The organism is Anaerozeibacter quisquiliarum (assembly GCF_051162045.1).
Taxonomy (GTDB): Bacteria; Bacillota; Clostridia; order Christensenellales; family Aristaeellaceae; genus Anaerozeibacter; species Anaerozeibacter quisquiliarum.
Map to the genome: position 1 here is coordinate 52459 of NZ_JBISDI010000021.1, position 17726 is coordinate 70184.

Consider the following 17726-nt stretch of genomic DNA (forward strand, 5'->3'; position numbering starts at 1 on the left):
AGAAATGAAGAGGTGCCTTGGTTTCCTGCTGGCGGTCCTGATGTTGGTTTCCCTTCTGGCTCCGGCGGCGCTCGGCGAAGCGGCAACCAAACAGTTCACCGATTCCGCGGGGCGCACGGTGACGCTACCCGCCCAGATCGACAAAGTGGCCATTTCCGGCCCGCTGGCGCAGATCGTGCTGTTCGCGCTCTGTCCGGACAAGCTGGTGGGCGTCGCCTCCAAGTGGGACGCGGCTGCCGAGCAGTACATCGACGCCAAGTACTATAACATGCCCGAACTGGGCCAACTCTACGGCGGCAAGGGTGAACTGAACCTGGAGACGCTCTTGGCCAGCGGCGCGCAGGTGGTCATCGACGTAGGCGAACCCAAGAAGACCATCGTGGAAGACCTTGACGGTCTGCAAGCGCAAACGGGCATCCCCTTCGTGCACATCACTGCCACCACCGCTGCCACGGGCGACGCCTATCGCAAGCTGGGCGAACTCCTGGGCATGACGGATGAGGCCGAGGCGCTAGCCGCTTACTGCGACAAGACCTATGCCCGCACAAAGGAAATCGCGGTTGGCGCAAAGAAGGCGAACCTCCTCTACATCACTGGCGACAAGGGTCTTCATGTGATTGCCAAGGGGTCCTTCCATGCGGAAGTCATCGATCTACTCTCAAACAACCTTGCCGAGGTAGCCGAGCCTTCCAGTAAGGGCTCGGGCAATGAGGTGGACATGGAGCAGATTCTGAAGTGGAACCCGGACGTTATCCTGTTTGCGCCGGGCAGCATCTACTCTAGCGCAGGCTCCGACCCGGCCTGGCAGCAGATTACCGCCATCAAGAACGGGACGTACTGCGAAGTTCCCTTCGGTCCCTACAACTGGATGGGTTTCCCGCCTTCCGTGCAGCGTTACCTGGGCATGATGTGGATGGCGCAGCTACTCTACCCCGAGACTGCGCAGTACGACCTGTTCCCGGCGGTGCAGGAGTACTTCAAGCTCTTCTACCACAGTGACCTGACCCAGGCGCAGTATGACGCGCTCGTCATAAACTCCCTCGGCTCCCAGGCGACGCTCGCACCCGCGGCGTAAAGGCATGAAAGAACTGTTCACTGCAATCCGTGACGCGCTCTCCCGCGGGGAAGATCTGGTGCTGTGCAGTATCATCGCCAGCTCCGGCTCTACCCCCCGCGGCCGCGGCGCGAAGATGGCCGTGTTCGCTGACGGTTCCACTTTGGGAACCGTCGGCGGCGGGGCTGTGGAATACCACAGCACGTTGATGGCGAAAAAAGCGCTGACCGAACGGGCCGCCTTCACGTACGGCTTCAACCTGGCACCCAACCAGACCGCCGACATAGGCATGATCTGCGGCGGCCAGGTCACCGTCTATTTCCAGTTCTTCTCCGGGACGGGCCCTTCGGCGCTCCGGCTGTTCGAATACATCGTCTCACTGTTCAGCACGCAGAAAAGCACCTGGCTCGTCACCGAAATCGCCGATGGCGGTGCGCGTCGCATGGGCGTCTACGAGCGCGGCAAAGGGCTTCTGTTCGCGGACGGCATCCCGGAGGCGGACATCCTGCCGCTCCTAAAGGCGCGAGGTGTATTGAAAAAGGATGCGCCTTCCTTTTATGCGGAGCCACTTACGCAGGCGGGATACGTCTACGTGTTTGGCGGCGGGCACGTATCTCAGGAGCTGGTGCCGGTCCTCGCCCACATCGGGTTCAATGTGGTCGTCTACGAAGACAGGGAGGCCTTCGCCGATCCGGCGCTGTTTCCCGCGGCGATCCGGACCGTCATGGGGCGGTTTTCAGACATCGGCTCCAGAGTCTCAGTTGCGCCGGACGACTACGTGGTCATCATGACCCGCGGCCATCAGGCGGATTTCGAAGTGCTGAATCAAGCGCTGCGAACGCAAGCCTGCTACATCGGCGTGATCGGCAGCCGTCACAAGATCGCGGTCACCCGCAAGCGCCTGATCGACGCGGGCATCCCGGAAGAGGCACTCCCCCGTATCCATACGCCCATCGGGCTGGAGATTCAGGCGGAGACGCCGGCGGAGATCGCCATCAGCGTCGCGGCGGAGTTGATCCTCCATCGGGCAAAGCTGGCGGAGGCGAGGGCATGATAAAGCACATCCTGATCACCGGCGAGATCGGCGCGGGCAAGAGTACGCTGATCCAAAGGCTGCTCACCCATACGACGCGCCCAGTCTATGGATTCATCACCCAGCGCATGGAGGCGGACGCGTCGGGCTTCCACCCGATCTACATCCACCCGGCGGGCGCGTTGGAGCGCGTCTATACGACGGGAAACCGCATCGGCATGTGCAATTCCCAAATGCACGGCGCTTCGCTGGAGGTCTTTAACACATTGGGCGTACGGTATCTGGATGCGCCGGAGGACGGACTCATTGTGATGGATGAACTGGGGTTCATGGAGGCGAAAGCCGATCTCTTTGTGCAAAAGGTCTTTGAAGCGCTTGACGGCCGCATCCCGGTGATCGCGGCCGTCAAGGCGCGACTCGATGTGCCCTTTCTGAATGCGGTGCGTGCGCGCCCAAACGCGGCGAATTTTACCATCACTCCGGACAACCGCGGGGACCTATACAGGCAATTGAGCGCCGTGATGGATGCATGGGCATCTCACTAAAAAATAGAATATTTGAAGATGAGGCCTTTGCTGTTTGAAGAATCACATTGTCGGCAACCTCTGGAATCTGGGAAAAATCGTGCGAAAATACGCTCCCTACCATTTACCATCCTAAATGGATCGGTGGCATGACGACGCCATAGAAGCACCAGGTTGGAGTTGCCCTACGACTCGGTGCCGGAAGTCCTTCCCAACTAATCCGCACGGCGTTTGTGCCGAAGCCCGGCCACAGATGCATCCGTTCCACACCACAACGAACGCCTTGCGGATCCGCCAATCGTCCCATTACGCCTTTTGAGATGCAAAGCCGCTGGTGCCGTGACGCCGGAGCAGTAACCGACCATCAGGGGCGTTGCCCCCGAACCCACAAGGTATATCGCATTGGTTTTCAGCGAAGGCGGCGAAAAGAAAAACGGCGCATGCCGCGCCGCCTTCACTCAAATCTCGCATGCTGCTTAAGCCGTTCCTCAGTGTTGCCTGAACATGCTCCTGGTGAACCGCAGGGCTGCGAGGCCAAGGACGAGCAAAGCTGCGACGTAGACAGCCAATGAAGTGAGTACCACTGCCCAGGGCAGTCCTTCCGCGGCGACGGATCCCGAGGCGAGCCCGCTGACCACGGCGTAAATCTGCCCGCCGACCAGGGCGACGACCGAGATGAGCAGGCTCCAAAGGATGGGCTTTCGGTACGAACGCGCCAGGAAGGCGGCGACGGCGAGCATCAACCCTCCGAAAAGTGAGAAGGGGGACAACTCCGCGGGCATCAGGTAGTCAAAGCGCAGCGTGCCCGTTGAGACGGTTACGGGGATCGATAAGAGGATGGGCACCACCAGAGGGATCCACACGAGCACGGTACCGACCACGGTCAGAATCTTCAGAAACTTGCCATTCTTCTCCATGTGTACACCTCTTTCAGACCCGTTTTCCGGGAGGATTCCAATCGGCAATTCCATTAGAGGGTGTCCGGGCCGGACGTCAATCGGGTCCGCCCGCTGTCCAATTTACGCCGGATGAAGCAGTCGCATTCCTTTTGCTCTTGACAATTCTGAAATATTGTTTTGTGCGGGTAAGAAACGCTCGCTCACGAAGGTTGCCTTCTGCCTGTCAACCATCCTCCCAAACAAGCGCGCGGGGCAAAACCCGCCCGCGCCTATCAAACGTAGCGTCTACATTCACATAGGCCCGCATCTCAACCCCCAGTATCTCCCTTCTTGACAGGCATCTCGGGTTGACGATAATCCGGGCGCGACCGAACAAGCATTCGCACCCGTATTTTATTCCGGGAAGGCAGCTTTGTCAATAGGCAGTTTTTCCGAGAGGAGCGAGAGCCGTGACCGGGCAGCGAGTGATACTGCATTCGGATTTGAACGCCTTCTACGCATCCGTAGAAATGATATTGGATCCATCTTTGAGGGAAGCGCAGAATAAAAACTTGCCGCGCGCCGACCCTCCGCGCTTAGGCAATGAATTGTCAATTGCGGCGATGTGTGATAGAATTCTGTATAGGGAAGAAGTGTGGGCGCGGGAGGAAATCGCGTATGAAATTCAGCCAAATGCGCTACTTTTGTTCGGCCTATATCAACAGGAGCATCACCAGGGCCGCCCAACAGCTCTACGTCGCGCAGCCCACAGTCACCATGGCGATTCGGGAGCTTGAGGAGGAGCTGCGTGTTCGGCTTTTTGAACGAAAGAACAACCGCATTGTTCCCACCAAGGAAGGCGAATATTTTTATACGCAGGCCTGCGGTATTCTGGCGCAGATCGAGCAGGTCAAGCAGGAGATGCAATGCGTCGCCGAAAAGGGGACGCTCATCCGCATCGGCGTTCCCTATATCACGGCGGTCTACCTGATTCCCGAGTTCATGCGTTTTGAAAAGCAGTTCCAAAGCAAGTATCCCCAGATTCATATACAGATCAGCGAGAAGCGGCCTGAGGACGTCGCCGTTCTGCTTCAGGAAAAGCAGCTGGATATGGCGGTCAACGTGCTCAACGATCCGCATTTCGCGCAGTTTGAAGGCATGATGCTCTGTGAGCACAGCATTTACCTGTGCCTGAACAAGCGGCATTCTCTGGCTAAGGAGCGCGTCATCACGCCCCAGATGCTCAAGGAAGAGACGCTGGCCACCAATTATTCCGAAAAAGCCTTTCCCAACCAGGAAATCAAGCGATGGTTTGAAAGAGCGGGCTGTACCCCGCCCCGGCAGATCTACCTCAATCAGGCCAGTACGCTGAGCAGGCTTCTGAGCAACAACGAGGTTGTGGCCTTGCTGCGCCCGGAGATGGTGACCATTGGACGCGACATCGCCTGCGTGCCCATCCAGGATCCCATCCGCCTGCAGCTCTCCATTCACTGGCGCAGGTATCCGCAAATGTCCAGCGCCATGGTCAGCCTGCTGGAGGAGTTGAGCAGATTCCGATTCATCACATGGAGATAGCCACTGGAACTTTATGACTATATCGACAAATGATATGCAGATTTTGATGAATTGAATCGGATAATCTAGCATTTATATACTAATTCATAGGAAATATTCGGAGACCATCAATTATTTTTATGCTTTTCGCACTTGGATAGGAATATAGTATTTTACAATCGCCTGCAAGTAGGGGATAATGAAGCCGTTGAAACCAGCGGCGCCGTGGAGCGTCGACAAATACAAGGGAGGACACGGAAATGAAAAGGTGGGCATCGATGCTTCTGGCGCTAGCGCTTGCGGTGGGCTTGTGCGGCGGCACCATGGCGGAGGACGGACAGACCTATCGGGTCGGCATGATGCTTCCGCTGACGGGGAATCTGGCCTCGGGCGGACAGGACGCGAAAAAGGGCGTGGAAATGGCCGTTGACTACATCAACGAAGCGGGCGGCATCAAGGGCAAACCGCTTGAAATGATTTACTGCGACGCAAACGACGCCGATTCCGGTGTGGCGGAAGTGACCAGGCTCATCGAGGTGGAAAGGGTTCAGGTCGTCGCCGGCACGTACTGCAGCTCCGCAGGGTTTCCCGCCTCCAGCATCGCCGAGCAGAACAAGGTCGTTTTTTACGAGATGGCGTCGCCCTCGGCGGATCTGACGCGGCGCGGCTATGAGTACTTCTTCCGGCTCAATCCCTCGGCCTGGGACGAGGGCGCATACGCGGTACAGTTCCTGGTGGAGAGCGCCGAATTGATGGGCACTACCCCCAAGGACATCCGCATCGCCATCATCGGCGAGGACTCCGCCTACGGTTCCTCCATCTGCGACGGCGCAGCCTCCAAACTGCGCGAATACGGTCTGGAGCCTGCCGTTTATGAGACGTACAGCCGCGAGCTGACCGACATGTCCAGTCTGATTATGAAGCTCATTCAGTCTAACTGTGACGCCATCATCTCCGGTTCCGTGCTTGTGGACTGTACGCTGTTCTACCGTCAGGCGTATGAGCTGGGCCTGGAGGTCAAGGCCATCGTCGGCAACGGTGCGGGCTTTGGCAGCACCGCCTACTACCAGACATACGGCCCTCTGGCGGAGTACACGTTCTGCACGAACTACACCATTGAAAACAGCCCCATCGACAACGCGCCCGAGCTTCGCAAATTCTATGCCGATTACCGGCAGCGCTACAATCAGGACCCGGTGAACAACCATCTGGTTTCGCAGGTCGCCCAGGGCGTCATGGTGCTGGGGCAGATCCTCAATTCCGCCGAGGATATCTATTCCTCCGAATCCATCCGCGAGGCGTTCCTGAACATCGAGATTCCCTCCGGCACCATGATCAACGGCTGGGGCGCGAAATTCGCGGACAAAACGGCGCCCGAACCCGGCCAGAACATCGCAACCGGGAACGTGATCGTGTGCCAGTGGCAAGACGCCGAGCTTTGGCAGGTGTATCCGGTGGCTTCCGACGGCATCGAGATCGTGCTGCCCGCGCCCGCATTCGGCGGCTGACAGGGCAGCGGCGGATTGGCGGCCTGAATCGGACGCGCGCGTTCAGGCCGCCAACCGCGCCGCAAGCGCGCCTGCATCCGCCAGCCGAAGCGCTCCCGGCGGGCGGGCTGAGCAGTTAAGGAGGTCGAATGCACAGATGGTAGAATTGGCGCTGAATATTCAATTGACGCTCAACGGCATTATGAAGGGCGGCCTCTACGGCCTGTTGGCGATTGGGCTTACGATCATCTACGGCGTGTGCCGGATCCTGAATTTCGCCCACGGCGAATTCGTCATGCTGGCGATGTACGCGGGCTACTTCTCCTATGCGATTTTGAACCTGCATCCGTATCTGGCGATTGTCTACATTGTGCCCCTTTTCTTCGCCTTGGGTCTGCTCATGTACCGGCTGATGTTCAAGCGGCTCGTGCACCAGGGCACCACGGCGCAGATCTTCACAACCGTGGGGCTCTCCATCGTCGTTCAGAATCTGGCGCTGTTGCTTCTCAAGAGCGACCCGAGATACGTGTCCATGGGCGCGTTCAACCGGATTCTCAAGATTCCCATGCTGGGCACGGTGATTCGTATCAGCCTTCTGGACGTCATCGGCTTTTGCATTGCCATCGTTTTAATGTTGGCGCTGTTTCTCTTCCTTCAGTATTCGTTCAAGGGCCGGTGCCTGCGGGCCATCATCGACCAGCGGCGGGGCGCATCGCTGTGCGGTCTGGACGTGGACGCCATGTACAAGCTGGCCATCGCCCTGGGGTTTGCCTGCATCGGCGCGGCGGGCGCGGTCTTATGCACCGGTTACGCGACCACGCCAACCGCGGGAAACACATGGAAATCCATCGCCTTTGTGGCGGTCATTCTAGGTGGCTACAACAGCATACCCGGCGCGGTGGTGGCGGCCATTCTCATTGCCGTGGTGGAATCCTTTACCGGCTATTACGTGTCCGTGCATCTAAAGGAGGTCGCCTTCTACGTCCTGTTCCTGGTCGTGCTGATCGTCCGTCCGCAGGGACTGTTCGGCCGAAAGAGTATGCGCGTGGGGAGATGATGCACAAATGTTAGAGAAGAAAAAGAAAAATGCGGAAGTCCTGATCGGTATCCTCGCGATCATCCTTTTGCCTCTGGCGACGAAAAACAGCAATTACTTTCTGCACATCCTTTTCCTCGTCGCCATCAAGGCTTATCTCGCGGTGAGCTGGAACATTATGTCGGGCTTCTCCGGGCAGATGTCTCTGGGGCACAGCGCCTTCGTGGGCGTGGGTGCGTACTTCTCCACCATTCTCTATGTGCGCGGCGGCCTGAATCCCTGGCTGGCCATGGTGCTGGCCGCGCTGACCGTGGCGCTCATCGGCGTGGCGCTGGGTTTGGCGATATTCCGGCTGCGAAGCGCGTTCTTCGCGCTGGGTACCATGGCGCTTGTAACCATCGCCCGCCAGCTGATGATTTACTTCAAGGATTTCACCAACGGCTCGCAGGGCTTTTCCTACCCCGTGACCAACGACGGGCTGGCCTACATCTATTTCCCGGACAGCAAGCTGGGCTATGTCTACATCGCCCTGACCTTTCTGGTGGTGGCGCTGTTCGCGGCCTACAAAATCTCCCGATCCAAGCTGGGACTGGATCTGTTCTCCCTGCGCGACGATCACGACGCGGCCAGCAGCCTGGGCGTGGATACGATGGGCGCCAAGCTCTGGGCCATGGGCATCAGCTGCCTGATGGTGTCCATGGGCGGCTCCCTCTACGCCCACTATTGCCTCTACATCGATCCCTCCACTATTTTCGACGCGCAGATCGGCATGGACATGGTGACGATGACCATGCTGGGCGGCATCGGCACGCTGTGGGGCCCGGTGATCGGCGCGGTGCTGCTCGTGCCGCTGGATACGCTGCTGCGGGCGATCCTGGGCGGCGGTTCCTGGGCGGGCGCGGATCTGATTATCTACGGCGCGGCGCTTATCGCGGTGATCCGCTTCTGCCCGATGGGACTTCTGCCGCTTCTCAAGGCCAAGCTGGGCAAGCGTTTTGGAATCGGGAAACCTGAAGCGTCCGAGCCGGGGAAGCGGGGCGGCGCGAACGCGCAGAAAGATGCGGATACGGCGTCAGTCATTCAAGCGCCGCCCCAGACCTTTGACGGGCCGATTCTCAAGGTGGAGAACCTGTGCATGTACTTTGGCGGCCTCAAGGCGGTGGAAAACGTGAGCTTTGAGGTAAACCCGGGCGAAATTTTCGGCATCATCGGGCCAAACGGCGCGGGCAAGACCACCATATTCAACGCCATTACCGGCTTTTTCAAGCCCACCGGCGGCGCCGTCTGCTATATGGGGCATCGCCTGAAAAACGGCGTTCGGCCCAATCAGCTGGCCAAGCTGGGTCTGACGAGGACCTTTCAAAGCGTGAAGCCCTTCTTCCGGATGAATGTGCGCCAGAGCGTTATGGCGGGCGTCATGCTACGAAACCGCGACTTTGATCAAGCCGCCGCCATCGCGGATGAGATTCTGGACATCCTGGGCCTTGCCCATCGCGCGGATAAGCTGCCCTCCAATCTTACCGTGGCGGAGCAGAAGCGGTTGGACATGGCGCGGGCGCTGGCCACCAACCCCCGGCTCTTGATGCTGGACGAGCCGATGGCGGGTCTTACGGACAACGAGGTCAACGAACTGATCGGCATCATACGTTCCCTTGTGGGATACGGCATAACGGTCATTGTCATCGAGCACGTCATGCGCGCCGTCATGAACCTGTGCGACCGCGTGATCGTGCTGGATCACGGAGAGATCATCTGCGTGGGCGCGCCGGGCGAGGTCGTGAAGGACCCGCATGTGATTGAGGTGTATTTGGGGGAGAAGATCGATGACTGAGCAAATATTGGAGGTCAAAAACCTCGCCGTCAAATACGGAGCGCTGACGGTCGTGCGCGACGTGGATTTCGCGGTGGAGCCGGGCGAGATCATGGCCATCATCGGTTCCAACGGAGCGGGGAAAAGCTCCATCATCAACGCCATTTGCGGCGTGGCGCCCGGCGCTACGGGCAGCATCCGTTTTCTGGGCAAGCCCATCGAGGGCGAGAAGCCCAACAAGCGCGTCGAGATGGGGCTTGTGCAGGTACCAGAGGGCCGACTGCTCTTCAGCAGCCTGACGGTGCTAGAAAACCTTCAGGTGGGCGCATGCCTGCCCGAGGCGCGGGCGCGGATGAACCAGTCCCTGGAGCACGTCTACGAGCTTTTCCCGAGGCTGGCCGAGCGCAAAAAGCAATTCGCGGGGACGCTCAGCGGCGGCGAACAGCAGATGGTGGCCATCGGGCGCGCGATGATGAGCTGTCCGAAGATGCTCATCTTCGACGAACCGTCGTGGGGCCTTTCGCCCCGGCTCGTGCTGGACGTGTTTGAGGCGGTGCGCAAGATCAACCGCGAAGGCGTAACGGTGATTATGGTCGAGCAGCACATTCAACAGTGTCTGCGGGTGGCCCAGCGCGCGATCATCATAGAAAACGGGCGAGTTGCCATGGCCGGCGAAAGCGACGCGCTGCTTCACGACGATCACGTTCATCAGGCGTATCTGGGCATGTAACATCATAGCGGCCTGAGGGAGCCGGTTTGATCGGCCCCCTACTTAAAGCATGCGTAAAACGACGCAAAGCGATAATGCGAGGAGGATACGGACATGGGCAGAATCTTTATGCGCGGTGAGACAATCGCGCGGCTTCGCGCCACGACCGGGGCGGGCAGCCCCATCGTGGCCGTGGGCGCCAGCAACGGAATCGTGGGGAAGTGCTCGGAGTTTTCTGGCGCGGATCTGATTGTCTTTGGCACGCTGGGCATGAGCCGGTGGATGGGCTTTCCCACCCGAGTCATCGGAGATTTCAGCGGAAACCTGACCATGGAAATACAGCGGGATTTGTGGATGGTGGTTCAGAATACGCCTCTGATCGCGGGTCTGGACGCCAACGACATCGAGAGCCTGGATCGGGACCGGCTGCTGGACCGGTTTGTGCAAAGCGGCGTTTCCGGCGTGTGCAACCTGCCGACCATCCAGTTTTACTGCGACCAGTTCCGCGGCCGCTCCAAAAGCTATCTGCACGGCTTTGAAAACGAGTGCGAGCTGATCGCCAAAGGCCGTCAGCGAAACCTTCTGGGCGTTGGCTTTGTGTTCTACCCGGCGGACGCGGAAGCCATGGTGGACGCGGGCGCGGACGTCATCATTGCCACCTGCGGCCCGACACAGGGCGGCAGCGAGGGCTATCCGCCCATGGACATGGAGACGGCCGCCCTGAAGATCGGCCGCATTGCCGACGCAGCCAAGGCTAAAAATCCCCAGGTCTTTGTGCTGGGGCATGGCGGGCCCTTCAACACACCCGAATCCACCCGCCTGCTCTATGATCGGACGGGCGTGGACGGCTATTTCGGCGGATCAAGTATTGAGCGCATTCCGGTGGAGCAAGCGGTGCGCGATGTCGTAAGCCGGTACAAAGCGCCGGTTATGTCCAAATTGAAAGCCGAGGGCGGCGTAAGGTGAGGGGGAGAAACATGGGACGCACATTCACACGGCAGGAAATCAAGGAGCGTTTTGAAAACACCATTCGTTCGGATCGCCCGCTCTTTGGCAGCGGCGCCAGCGCCGGCATCATCGGGCGCAGTGCCGAGGCCGCGGGGGTGGACTTCATTGTGCTGTACAGCACCGGACGCAGCCGCCTGATGGGTCAGCCCACCCGGCTCATCGGAGAGGCCAATGCCGTTAGCTACCGCATGCACCACGAGTTGTATCAGGTGGTCGAGCATACGCCGCTGTTTGTGGGCGTGGACGCCAACGATCCGCTGAATTGGGATCACAGGAAGCTCCTGGATCAATTCATGAAGGCGGGCGTATCGGGTGTGTGCCACAATCCGATGATCGGCATCTACGGCCCCGAATACGTCAAGCTCCGGGGCAGCATCGGGCACGGCTTTGAACGAGAGCTGGCCTTTACGCGGTTGGCTCACGAAGCCGGACTGTACAACTTGAATTATGTATGGACGGAGCAGGAGGCCGTTGAGATGGTGGAGGCGGGCAGCGACATGATCATCGCCCACGTCGGCGGCACCGGCGGCGGGCTGGCGGGCATTCCGCACAGATCGATACAGGAAGCCTGCCAGATCGTCAATCGCCTGATCGCGGCGGCCAAGCGCGCCAATCCCGAAACCGTCTGCCTCGCCCACGGCGGCCCCTTCAAGGACCCGGAAAGCGCCATGGACATCTATCGCTACACGGACGCGGTGGGCTATATCGGCGCTTCCAGCGTGGAGAGGACGCCGGTTGAATCCGCCATTTTGAACACAGTTAAAGCGTTTAAGGCGGTGCCTCTGGGGAGGAACGCATGAAAAACATCCTCGTAATCGGCACGTTGGACACCAAGGGCGAAGAATTTTCGTACCTGAAAGCGCAGATCGAACGGCTGGGTATGCGCGCCACGGTGATGGACCTTGGTATCCTGGGCGCGCCGGCCTTTGCCGGCGACATCCCCCGCGAGGCGGTCATGACGCGGGCGGGCGTGAGCCTTGCCCGGCTCAGGGACGGAAACGCGCGAGGCGCGGCGATTGAAGCCGCGATTCTGGGCGGGCAGCGAATCGCCATAGAGCTCTTTGAGAAGGGCGAAATTGACGGCGTGATCGCCATGGGTGGCGGATCGGGCACCTCCATGGGCACGAAAATCATGCGCCTGCTGCCCCTGGGCTTTCCCAAATGCCTGGTCACGACCCTATCCAACCTCACGCAGTTCCTTGGAAATTCCGACATCTGCGTGCTGCGCTCGATGGTGGATCTGGTGGGGCTCAACAGCCTGACCCGAACCATCATACAGGAAGCCGCCGCCGCGATCACGGGCATGACCGAAAATCGCCCCGATGCGCAGGCGCTCAAATCCTGCGTGGCCGTCTCCTGCCTCGGCGTGACCACGCCCTGTGTGATGAAGCTGCGCGAAGGGCTCTTGAAGCGGGGCCGCGATGTGGTGGTGCTCCACTTCTATACCGGCATCGCCGACGATCTGGCGCGGGAGGGACGGCTGGAGGCGATGCTGGACATTACGCCCTGCGAAGTGACCAAGGGCCTGATTTATCCCGAAACGGGCGGCATGCCGCGGCGGCTAGAAGCGGTGCGCGAGGCGGGCGTGCCCATCATCACGGCGCCGGGCGCGCTGGATATGCTGCTCAACGCCACGCCCTTGGAGAAGGTGCCCCAGGCGCTTGCCGGGCGCCAATACATCGCGCATTCGCCCAATATGACGCTGCTTCAGACAACCGCCCAGGAACGGGCGCGCATGGGTGCGTACATCGCCGGGGATCTTTGCCGGGCGAAGGGCCCCGCCGTCATCGTCATTCCGGAGGGCGGCTTTTCCATGTGGGACGCGCCGGGCAAGGCGTTTTACGACCCGGACGGCATCCGGGCCTTCACCCAAAGCGCCGAGGCGGAGGCCGGCGGGCGTCTGCGGCTCAGGCGCAGTCCCGGGAACATCAACGACGACCGGTTCGCGCAGGACGTGCTGCGCGTGTTCGACGAAATCATGGACGAAAAAATGGAGGGAAATGTATGAACCGCATCCGCCGGATTCTCATCACAGGCGGCAGTGGAAGCATCGGGGGCCGCTTGGCGCGGCGCTTGACGCAGCAGGGATACCATGTCCGGGTGGCGGATCAGGTTCCGCCCCAGACGGAAGTCGCGGAGTTTATGCAGGCGGACATATTGAGGCAGGAGGACATGGAGCAGGCCACGCGCGATATGGACATGGTCATCCATCTGGCGGCCATTCCCGTGGAGAACGGCGACAGCCGGAAGATTTTCCATGTAAACCTCGAAGGGACGTTCAACGTGCTGGACGCGGCGGCGAAGAACGACGTGAAGCGATTTGTCTTTGCCAGCAGCGTCGTGGTGTACGCGCTGCTTAAGCCCAGCAAGCCCTTTGCGCCCGCGTACTTCCCCGTGGATGAGGAAATGCCGCTGATTCCCGATCGCAATTACAGCGTGGGCAAGACGGCAGCGGAGGCTTACATGAAGGCCTACGCAAGACTCTACGACATGGACGCCATCGCGCTGCGCCTGGCCACCGTCATGGCCCCGAAAAAGGGCGGAAAATGGTCGTGGTACGATGTGGTTGCGGACATCGACAACCCCGAGGTCAAGTTCGGCAACCTCTCCATGCGCGATTTCATGTGGCAATACGTGCATGTGGAGGATGCAGTGCAGGCTTTTGAGAAGGTGGTGGCGTATGCTGGCGCGCAGTCGGGTTTTGGCTTTGAGGCATTCAACATCGGCGCGGAGGACTGCATGTGCGGCCTGCCTACGCTGGAGCTGATCAGGCGCTATTTCCCGGACGTTCCCTTGCTCAAGGCGCCCGCCCGCTACGCGGAGAACCCCAACGCCGCACTGTACGGCATTGATAAGGCCAAACGCATGCTGGGCTACCGGCCCGAATACACCTGGCGCGTATTGCTGGAAGAGGACGAAGCGGGCAGGGGATGAGAAGCGTGAAGATGAGGGAGATGGCCGGAAGTACCGGCCCGGCCGTCCGGGAACTGTGGCGCGCACACCGCTACACGGCGCTTGCCTTCCTGTGCTGCCTGCTGCAATTGTCGGCAATCATGACGATGAAGACCACGCTGGCGCTGTTCATCGGAGAAATCGGCGGCTCAACGCTGGCGGCGGGCATGCTCCTGGCCATTATGGTGGCGTGCAGCGTGGCGGTCAAGCCCGTCGTCGGGGCGATGCTGGATAAAAGCGGCGCCAAGCCGATGATGGCGCTGGTGGCGTCCGCGTGTCTGGTCGCCGTGCTTAGCCATCTTTTCGCCCTGTGGCTCGGCTCGATTCCGTTGGCGCTGGCGGGGGCGGTGCTCGCGGGCATCGCGTATTCAACTCTGTCAGTGACGGAGATTCCGCTCTTTACCGGTCAGGCGCAGCGCCCCGCGCAGGTCAAGTACATGATCAATCTGGTGGGCTTCAACACCGTGATATGCACCGCCATCGCGCCGACGTTTTCTCAGGCGGTGATCGGGCGCTGGGGCTTTGCCGCGCTATATGCCTCTCTGATCGCGGTGTGCGCGCTGGGCTTTGCGCTTTTCGTCCGCGTGTACGGGCGATTGCGCGGGGGCGCGAAATCGCCCGGCGCGAGGGATGCGCCCGTGCCGCTCGCGCGCCGCCTCGCGCCGCTCGGGGACAAGCGCTTTTTGCTGCTTTTCGTCTCCTACCTGACATGGGGCGTGAGCAATGGCGCGATGCTCTCCTTTTTGCTCCCCTATGGCGCGTCTGTGGGCGTGAGCAACTGCTCGGTCTATTTTACCCTCTACTCCGCCGTCAACATCCTTTTCAGATGGTTTGTGCCCGCGTGTATGAACCGGTTTGGCGGCAGACGGATTCTGCTCTTTGCCTATCTCTGCCTGACGCTTGGTTCGATCCTCCTGGGGCGGCTTCATACGGCGACCGACCTGATCGCGCCGGCCATCCTCGCGGGTCTGGGCACATCGGCCATTTACACGCCCATTGTCAGCGAAGTGATGGACTGCCTGCCCGGCAACGTCCGCATGGGCGGATTGGGTATCTTTCTGGTTTCCTTTGAAATTGGACAGGCCGTTGCCTCGGCGCTCATCGGGCTGTGCGCTTCCCGGATGAGCTACTCGCAGATGTTTGTCCTCATCGGATTGATTCAGGGGCTGGGCATATTCACGGTATTTGCCGGCACCCGGCGACACGTCGAAAGGAGCATGACACACACATGAAGTACGAACACCTCTTTACGCCCATCACCATCGGCAAGACGTTCATCAAGAACAGAATCGCGCTGGCCCCGGTGAACAATTCCTCGCAGATGCGAAACGACACGGGCTCCGTGACGGAAACGATGATCGACTACTTTACCGAGATCGCCCGGGGCGGGACGGGCCTGATTGTCACGGGCGTGTTCAAGTGCGAAAACGAAATCGAGCGCTGCTACAACGAAAAGCAGAAAATCTACGGCTGGTGCTATTTCAACCACCATTCCCTCCGGGAGATGAGCGAGCTGGTATCTCGCGTGCACGCCTACGGCGCGAAGATTTTCATCCAGCTCTCCGCCGGGCCGGGCCGGGTGACGCCGGGTCATATCATCGATTCGGGCGTAACCCCGGTATCCGCCTCGCCCAATTTGTGCTATTACAAGCGAGACGTCACCTGCCGGGCACTGGAGACGCGGGAGGTTGAGAAAATCGTCGCGGCCTTTGGCGAGACGGCGGCACTGTGCAAGCAGGTGGGAATCGACGGCATTGAGGTGCACGGGCACGAGGGGTACCTCATCGACCAGTTCACAACCGCGCTGTGGAACCGGCGCACCGACAAATATGGCGGCGACCTCCGCGCCCGCTGCACATTCCCCATCGAGATTCTGCAGGCGATCAAGCGCGCCTGCGGAAAGGACTACACCGTTACGTACCGGACGGGCGCGAAGCATTTTATCGGCGCGCCCTTCAAGAGCGCGCTGCACCCTGGCATGGCGGAGATGGGCCGGGAGCCGGAGGAAGCCGTTGAAATGTGCAAAATCCTCGAGGACGCGGGCTACGACGGCTTTTCTCTGGACACCGGCTGCTACGAGGGCACCTATTGGGCGCATCCGCCGTATTATCAGCCCCACGGCTGCGCGGTGGACATTACCGCCCGCGTCAAGCGCGCGCTGAAGGTGCCGGTGATGGTGGCCGGCAGGATGGGCATTCCCGATCTGGCCGAGGCCGCCATCGCGCAGGGCAAGACGGACATGGTGGCGCTGGGCCGCGATCTGCTGGCCGACCCGTACTGGCCCAACAAGGCGCAAACGGGACAGATCGAGGAGATTCGACCCTGCCTGGGCTGTCACGAGGGCTGCATGGTACGCGCCTTCGCCGGCATGCGCCTGAGCTGCTCGGTGAACCCTTCCTGCAGTAAGGAGGGCATCTCCCGCATCACGCCAACGCCCGAGAAAAAGAAGATTCTCGTGGCGGGCGGCGGCGTGGCGGGCATGGAGTTCGCGCGGGTGGCCACCCTGCGCGGCCACGACGTGACGCTGTATGAAAAGACGGACAGGCTGGCGGGGCATCTCAACGAGGCTGCGGTGCCTGATTTTAAGGACGACATCAAGCGGCTGATCGCGTGGTATTTGCGCCAGATGGACAACGCGCATGTGTCAATCCGCATGAATACCGAGGTGGACGCGGCGCTGATCGAACGGGAAAACCCCGACGTGGTGGTGGTGGCCGCAGGCTCGGCCTACCGTTATTCGCCCATCGCCGGGGCGGACGAGGGAAAGACCGTCACTTGCTGTGCGCTGCTCAGAGGCGAGGCGCAGGCCGGGAAGCGCGTCGTGGTCGTCGGCGGCGGTCTGGAAGGCGTGGAAACCGCGCTTTGGCTGGCGCAGGCGGGTCACGAGGTGACGATTGTCGAGATGGAGAAGGGCATTGCCACCAGAGGCATGATGAGCTCGCAGAAAGAAATGATTATCGATCTGCTGCGCGAGCACAACGTCGGGATTATGGGGGAGAGCAAACTGCACGCCGTGACGGACGAGGGCGCACTGGTGGTCAACCCCGCCAGAGACGTGGTGGCGCTTCCCTGCGACACGGTGGTGCTGGCCACGGGTATGACGTCCAACAGCGGCCTGTACGACGAGCTCATCGCAAAGCGCCCGATGGTTTACAGCATCGGCGATTGCAAGCAGCCCCGCAAGATTCACGACGCGATCTTTGAGGGCTGGTATTTGGGCATGAACATCTGAGGCGAAAGAGGGAGACGGCTATGATCAAGCATGTGTATCTGTACAGACTGCTGCCCAAGGTGAACCGGTCGGAGGTCGCCGAAAAGCTCAAAACGCTTAAGGCGCACATTCCGGAAATCCATGACATGGAGGTCGCGTTGGATTTCAAGCATGCATACAATTCTTACGACCTCATTGAGAGCTGCTCGTTTCTGACGATGGAGGATTTTCTGGCTTTCGGAAAGAATGAATATCATGAATCCATACGTCAATACATGGCCACCGTTCAGGAGTGCGGCGTAAAAATCGATTACGAGGCGTAGCCCGCCGCGCCTGACGGCATTTCCAGTTGTCGGGCAGGCGTATCGGAGAACAGCCGAAAGGGCTGATCGGCAAAAGACGAGCGGGACGGCAGATGCTGTCCCGCTCAGTGCGCTGTTTGATGGGTCTGTCCCAGATTATGTGTAAAG

Annotated in this window: 16 protein-coding genes; 15 read left to right on the forward strand and 1 reads right to left on the reverse strand. The window is 60.1% G+C overall.

What is annotated here, in order from left to right; genetic code table 11:
- Positions 1-4 precede the first annotated feature (4 nt).
- Genes ACH6CV_RS10645 through ACH6CV_RS10655 form a run of 3 tightly spaced genes read left to right on the forward strand, consistent with a single transcriptional unit; the run spans position 5 to position 2632 of the window.
- Positions 5-1075: an ABC transporter substrate-binding protein gene (locus tag ACH6CV_RS10645; RefSeq protein ID WP_456358173.1), complete on the forward strand. Its 1071-nt coding sequence runs from the start codon at positions 5-7 to the stop codon at positions 1073-1075.
- A gap of 4 nt (positions 1076-1079) precedes the next feature.
- Complete coding sequence (locus tag ACH6CV_RS10650; RefSeq protein ID WP_456358174.1) at positions 1080-2108, forward strand: XdhC family protein; 1029 nt, start codon at positions 1080-1082, stop codon at positions 2106-2108.
- Positions 2105-2632, forward strand: a complete 528-nt coding sequence (locus ACH6CV_RS10655) for a nucleoside-triphosphatase (protein ID WP_456358175.1) — start codon at positions 2105-2107, stop codon at positions 2630-2632. Before ACH6CV_RS10650 ends, ACH6CV_RS10655 begins: the two co-directional genes overlap by 4 nt.
- Before the next feature lie 467 nt (positions 2633-3099).
- On the opposite strand, the gene ACH6CV_RS10660 is transcribed toward ACH6CV_RS10655, so the two are convergent.
- Positions 3100-3528 carry a hypothetical protein gene (locus tag ACH6CV_RS10660; protein ID WP_456358176.1) on the reverse strand — a complete coding sequence of 143 codons (429 nt, stop codon included), beginning with the start codon at positions 3526-3528 and terminating at the stop codon, positions 3100-3102.
- A 639-nt stretch (positions 3529-4167) separates the two neighbouring features.
- Here ACH6CV_RS10660 and ACH6CV_RS10665 point away from each other — a divergent pair.
- The 12 genes from ACH6CV_RS10665 to ACH6CV_RS10720 all read left to right on the forward strand — a co-directional run bounded on the left by ACH6CV_RS10665 (position 4168) and on the right by ACH6CV_RS10720 (position 17579).
- Entirely contained in the window at positions 4168-5064 is an 897-nt protein-coding gene (locus tag ACH6CV_RS10665; protein WP_456358177.1) for a LysR family transcriptional regulator, read from the forward strand.
- Between the two features lie 239 nt (positions 5065-5303).
- A complete protein-coding gene (locus tag ACH6CV_RS10670) occupies positions 5304-6551 on the forward strand; it encodes an ABC transporter substrate-binding protein (protein WP_456358178.1) in 1248 nt (415 codons plus the stop codon).
- A 136-nt stretch (positions 6552-6687) separates the two neighbouring features.
- Complete coding sequence (locus ACH6CV_RS10675) at positions 6688-7587, forward strand: branched-chain amino acid ABC transporter permease (RefSeq protein ID WP_456358179.1); 900 nt, start codon at positions 6688-6690, stop codon at positions 7585-7587.
- A gap of 7 nt (positions 7588-7594) precedes the next feature.
- Entirely contained in the window at positions 7595-9397 is a 1803-nt protein-coding gene (locus ACH6CV_RS10680) for a branched-chain amino acid ABC transporter ATP-binding protein/permease (protein WP_456358180.1), read from the forward strand.
- Entirely contained in the window at positions 9390-10106 is a 717-nt protein-coding gene (locus ACH6CV_RS10685; RefSeq protein WP_456358181.1) for an ABC transporter ATP-binding protein, read from the forward strand. Before ACH6CV_RS10680 ends, ACH6CV_RS10685 begins: the two co-directional genes overlap by 8 nt.
- A gap of 93 nt (positions 10107-10199) precedes the next feature.
- Entirely contained in the window at positions 10200-11051 is an 852-nt protein-coding gene (locus ACH6CV_RS10690; protein ID WP_456358182.1) for a phosphoenolpyruvate hydrolase family protein, read from the forward strand.
- Between the two features lie 11 nt (positions 11052-11062).
- Positions 11063-11893 (forward strand): phosphoenolpyruvate hydrolase family protein, encoded by an 831-nt coding sequence (locus tag ACH6CV_RS10695; protein ID WP_456358183.1) that lies wholly within the window; start codon positions 11063-11065, stop codon positions 11891-11893.
- Positions 11890-13101: a Tm-1-like ATP-binding domain-containing protein gene (locus tag ACH6CV_RS10700; protein ID WP_456358184.1), complete on the forward strand. Its 1212-nt coding sequence runs from the start codon at positions 11890-11892 to the stop codon at positions 13099-13101. Before ACH6CV_RS10695 ends, ACH6CV_RS10700 begins: the two co-directional genes overlap by 4 nt.
- Positions 13098-14027, forward strand: a complete 930-nt coding sequence (locus ACH6CV_RS10705; protein WP_456358185.1) for an NAD-dependent epimerase/dehydratase family protein — start codon at positions 13098-13100, stop codon at positions 14025-14027. The genes ACH6CV_RS10700 and ACH6CV_RS10705 overlap by 4 nt, the downstream gene beginning before the upstream one ends.
- Positions 14028-14038: 11 nt before the next feature.
- Positions 14039-15277 carry an MFS transporter gene (locus tag ACH6CV_RS10710; protein WP_456358189.1) on the forward strand — a complete coding sequence of 413 codons (1239 nt, stop codon included), beginning with the start codon at positions 14039-14041 and terminating at the stop codon, positions 15275-15277.
- Positions 15274-17277: an oxidoreductase gene (locus ACH6CV_RS10715; RefSeq protein ID WP_456358186.1), complete on the forward strand. Its 2004-nt coding sequence runs from the start codon at positions 15274-15276 to the stop codon at positions 17275-17277. The genes ACH6CV_RS10710 and ACH6CV_RS10715 overlap by 4 nt, the downstream gene beginning before the upstream one ends.
- Before the next feature lie 20 nt (positions 17278-17297).
- The gene (locus tag ACH6CV_RS10720; RefSeq protein ID WP_456358187.1) at positions 17298-17579 is read left to right on the forward strand and encodes a Dabb family protein; all 282 of its coding nucleotides are present in this window, start codon (positions 17298-17300) and stop codon (positions 17577-17579) included.
- The last annotated feature ends 147 nt before the right edge of the window (positions 17580-17726 follow it).